Origin of the sequence: Nocardioides alcanivorans (assembly GCF_021555175.1) — a bacterium.
GTDB classification, from domain to species: Bacteria; Actinomycetota; Actinomycetes; order Propionibacteriales; family Nocardioidaceae; genus Nocardioides; species Nocardioides alcanivorans.
This window is the reverse complement of sequence record NZ_JAKGRW010000025.1, coordinates 1-4,069: the sequence shown is the minus strand read 5'-3', so window position 1 is coordinate 4,069 and position 4,069 is coordinate 1. Positions and strand designations below refer to the sequence as shown.

Annotated in this window: 5 protein-coding genes; 1 reads left to right on the top strand and 4 read right to left on the bottom strand. The window is 66.2% G+C overall.

Translation table 11 applies throughout. The annotated features are described in order from the left end of the window. Positions 1-238: 238 nt before the first annotated feature. Positions 239-985, bottom strand: coding sequence for a dienelactone hydrolase family protein (locus tag L1066_RS13870; protein WP_235736885.1), 747 nt, complete (start codon positions 983-985; stop codon positions 239-241). A gap of 183 nt (positions 986-1,168) precedes the next feature. Here L1066_RS13870 and L1066_RS13865 point away from each other — a divergent pair, with 183 nt between their 5' ends. Beyond that, positions 1,169-1,852, top strand: a complete 684-nt coding sequence (locus tag L1066_RS13865; protein ID WP_235736884.1) for a Crp/Fnr family transcriptional regulator — start codon at positions 1,169-1,171, stop codon at positions 1,850-1,852. On the opposite strand, the gene lepB is transcribed toward L1066_RS13865, so the two are convergent. The 3 genes from lepB to L1066_RS13850 are packed head-to-tail and all read right to left on the bottom strand — an operon-like array spanning position 1,779 to position 3,693. Then, complete coding sequence (gene lepB / locus L1066_RS13860) at positions 1,779-2,306, bottom strand: signal peptidase I (protein WP_235736883.1); 528 nt, start codon at positions 2,304-2,306, stop codon at positions 1,779-1,781. The genes L1066_RS13865 and lepB overlap by 74 nt on opposite strands. 6 nt (positions 2,307-2,312) lie before the next feature. Continuing rightward, positions 2,313-2,918 (bottom strand): DUF6448 family protein, encoded by a 606-nt coding sequence (locus L1066_RS13855; RefSeq protein WP_235736882.1) that lies wholly within the window; start codon positions 2,916-2,918, stop codon positions 2,313-2,315. A 52-nt stretch (positions 2,919-2,970) separates the two neighbouring features. Further along, a complete protein-coding gene (locus L1066_RS13850) occupies positions 2,971-3,693 on the bottom strand; it encodes a VIT1/CCC1 transporter family protein (protein WP_235736881.1) in 723 nt (240 codons plus the stop codon). Positions 3,694-4,069 lie beyond the last annotated feature (376 nt).

The following is a 4,069-nucleotide window of genomic DNA, read 5'->3' as shown; positions in this document are numbered from 1 at the left end:
TTTCCCATGACCTGACGGGGCTAGTTAACCGGCGCTAGCCGAGAGACAGCATCATCGTGATCGCCGCACACGCCTGAGGTGCCACGCTCGCCTGCACGCCGCGTCGATGCTCATCGGGCTGTTGGCCGAAGACGTGCCCGCGATCCTCGTCGTAGCGCTGCTGCTCACCACAGCTCTCGGCACGCTGGTCGTGTCGTAACACCGGTGGTTGGGTCTTGTCGGGCGAGCCCAGTCGTGGTCAGTCGCCGAGCTCCACGGCGAGAGTTTCGCGCAGCTCGGCGAAGTGCCGCTCCGCACCTGCCTTTTGATAGCTCGACGTGTCGGCCATGGTGTAGCCGTGTGCCGCGTCGGGATAGACCGCGCTCCGGTGCGGTACGCCGGCCACAGCCAGCGCTTCGTCGAAGGCGGCGATCTGCTCCGGTGTGTTGGACGGGTCTGCATCGGCGTGACCGGCCAGCACCCGCGCCTTCACTTGTGGAACCACCAGGTGCGGGCTGTCGGGCCCGTCGATGACGATGCCGCCGGTGTGGAACATTCCCACCACGGCCACGTCGTCGGGCCGGTGCGCGGCCGTGCGGAGAGCCAGCCGTCCACCGAAGCAGTAGCCGGTGGTCGCGATCGGCCCGTCGCTGACCCCGTCGACGCTGCGGAGCACGGAGAGCCACACATCCGCGTCGGCATCGATCACGTCCGGGGTCATGGACCCGACCCGGTCCATCACCCCGGTGGCAAAGAATGCCTCCCGGTCCTCCGGCACAGTGAGGTCCCCCTTCGGGGCAAGGTCGGTCGCAGTGCCATTACGCCAGAAGACGTTGGGCGCCAGCACGACGTACCCCCAGTTGGCGATCCGGTCGGCCATCTGCGCGATCTGCGGACGAAGTCCGATGGCGTCCATGTAGAACAGGACGCCGGGGCCCTGGTCACCGGCGAGGTAGGCCCCGGCCTCGTCACCATCCGGCATTGCGCAGAAGAGTTGTTCAGCCATGGAGTCCAATGTAGTGACGTTCCACCGGCTCCGACTGTGATGCCGCCGTTCAGGTGTCCTGTCGGACCATCGCCACACATCCCGACTGGCTTCGTGCTGATGGCTTCGTCTGTGTTCGGCGAGCGATAGCGTGTCGCCGGGAGGGTCGACACTCACCGGGTAGATCATGAGGGAGGCACAGAGATGGCGAGCAAGCAGGAGCACCTGTTGAATCTGGTCCGGCGGGTGCCGATTTTTTCGGGCCTCCCGGTGTCGGCACAGCGCCAGATCGCATCCACAGCGGTGACCCGCCCCTACCAACGCGACGAACGCATCTACGGGCCAGGAGATCGCACCGGACTCTTTGTGGTGCACAGCGGGCTGGTCAAGGTCCATCGCCTCACCGAATCTGGCAGCGATCAGCTCATCCGGTTGATGTCACCGGGCGACTTCCTCGGCGAGACCGCACTGCTCGCCGGCACCGCCACCGACCACTTCGCCGTGGCGTTGCAGCCGAGCGAGCTCTGCATGATCGATCGAGATCGCTTCACCCGGTTGCTGGGAGAGCATCCTTCGATCGCAGTCCAGATGCTGCAGACGGTGTCCACCCGACTCGTCACGACCGAGCAAATGCTCTCGTCACTCGGTGGCCATTCGGTCAGGCACCGCCTCGCGCAGCAGTTGTTGCTCCTGATGGACGAGGCCGGCAGTACCTCGTTCCGGTTGCCCACCACGAAGAAGGAACTGGCGGCGTACCTGGGCACGTCGCCGGAGACGCTGAGCCGGCGTCTCACCGCACTCCAGGATGCCGGAGTCATCCGGCTCGGAGCAGGCGGCCTGGTCGAGGTCGTCGACCGGAAGGCGCTGGAGCAGGCCACCGCTGGCTAACGACGACGCCTCGTACCGCCTCCACCGGGAGGTAGGGCTGCTCCCAGGATCGACTGTCGCTCGAGCGCCCACGGTTGTCACCCAGCAGCAGCAGGTGGCCGCGGGGTACGTCGAAGCTCACGGACGTTCCACCCGGATGGACGACGTACGGCTCGGGCACCTGGTCGCCGTCCACCTGGACCCCGGCTGCGCTGACCTCCACATGCTCCCCGCCGAGCCCCAGCACCCGTTTGACCACGGCCCGGTCGAGCTCAGTCGAGTCGACCACCACGACATCGCCGCGACGGATCGACTGCGACGCGTGGCGGCGCCGGGTCAGCAGGAGCTGACCCGGCGCCAGAGACGGAGCCATGGACCAGGACTCGACCCGGGTCACGAAGCCCAGGGATCGCAGCGAGAGTCCGATGACTCCGGCCAGAAGAGTGGCGGCTACGAGGGCAAGGACCTGGTCCATGGCGGTTCAGTGTCCGTGCCCAGAGACGGCGTGAGCCGCGTGGTCATGAGCGTGGTCATGGTCGTGGCCTTCCGCAAACTTGAAGAAGTTCACGTATGCCTCGACGTAGTGACGGGCTGCGTCGACGTCAGTCGGGTTGTAACCCCGTCGTTCCAGCACCACTGCGAACCGGCGCTCCAACTCCGCCCAGCGGTCTTGCTCGATGACGCCGACCAGGGGCTCCAGGTCTCCCTGTGCGACGGCGAGGTCGGCGGCCGCCACCTTCTCGTCGACGGGCACCCCCTTCGGGCGGAGTCCGGTGTAGCTCGCACCTTCGCCGGCCCGGTGGATCCGCACCAGGTTTTCCAGAAACCAGCTGTCAGCGACCTGCTGGGGTGCCTGCCCGAGTCCACGGACGGCGAGCGCGCGGTCGAAGATCTCCTTCAGTTCCGCCTCCCCGTCGGGCATGACCCACTTCATCGCGTGGGCCAGCTCGCCGGTCTCCAGTGCCAACTCTCCGTCCTTGGCCGTGGGTCCGTCCATCGTGTCGCAGTGGGCGCTGGCTGTTTGTGGGCGAAGGGCCACCATCAGCAGGGTCGCGGCGAAGACCGCGACCACAATGAGTTCGAACATGTCGTTCCTCCTTGGGTTGTGTGAATCAGGGTCGAGGCGACTCAGGATCGAGTCAGATCTGGGTGCCGACGAGCAGGCCGATGGCGTAGGTGATCGCCATGGCGGCGATTCCGCCGCCAACCGTGCGCACCATCGCGCGGGTCTTCGCTGCGCCGCCGAGGTGCGCGGAAATGGCTCCGGTGCCTGCGAGGGCGATCACCACGGCAGCTGCCGTGATCGGCACCGCGGAGGCTCGTGGCGTCAGCAGGATCGCGAGCAGCGGGACCAAGCCACCGACGACGAAGGCGATCATCGAGGCCCACGCCGCATGCCAGGGGCTGACCAGCTCATCCGGGTCGATCCCGAGCTCGAGCCGGGCGTGTGCACCGAGCGCATCGTGGTGCGTCAATTGTTGGGCGACCTTTCGAGCCAAGCGGGGTTCGATGCCGCCGCGTTCGATCAGTCGGCTGAGCTGTTCGAGCTCCCCTTCCGGGTCAGCCAACAACTCGGCCTGCTCGTTGCTGAGTTCGGCGGCCTGTGAGTCACGCTGGCTGGCAACCGAGACGTATTCGCCGACCGCCATCGACATCGCGCCCGCGGACAGGGCCGCGATTCCTGCGGCCATCAACGCATTGCTGCTCACCGCGGCACCGGCCACGCCGACCACCAGCCCGGCGGTCGAGACGATCCCGTCGTTGGCGCCCATCACTCCAGCTCGCAGCCAGTTCAGTCGCGTTGCAATCCGGATGCTCTGGTCCTCCTCGAGGAAGTCCGGAGTGGAAGCCTGGTTGGCCATCACGATCACTTCTTTCCAGCGGGGGCCGCCGATCAGATGCACTGTGTACTGTCCTTGTGATCACAGAATGTCACCGAACCACTGGGCCGACCTTGACGCAGGTCAAGACGTGATGGCTCTCACGATCGCCGGGCCGGGAGGTCACTTGGCAGGATCACCACACCGAGCAGAAGGTCTACGACCACTGGGGCGCGCTGGACGAACGCGTAGAAGTCTGTTGCGGACTCAGATGGACCGAGTTGGCCGCCGATCAACGTCCAGCCCAGCAAGTCGCAGCGTACTTGGGCGCTCAGGTTCGGAGATCCCGTTCGTCCCTCGATGCTGAGGTCGGGTTGTTGTGACGTCTGGTCACCTCGAGCCACGGGGCGATTTACTA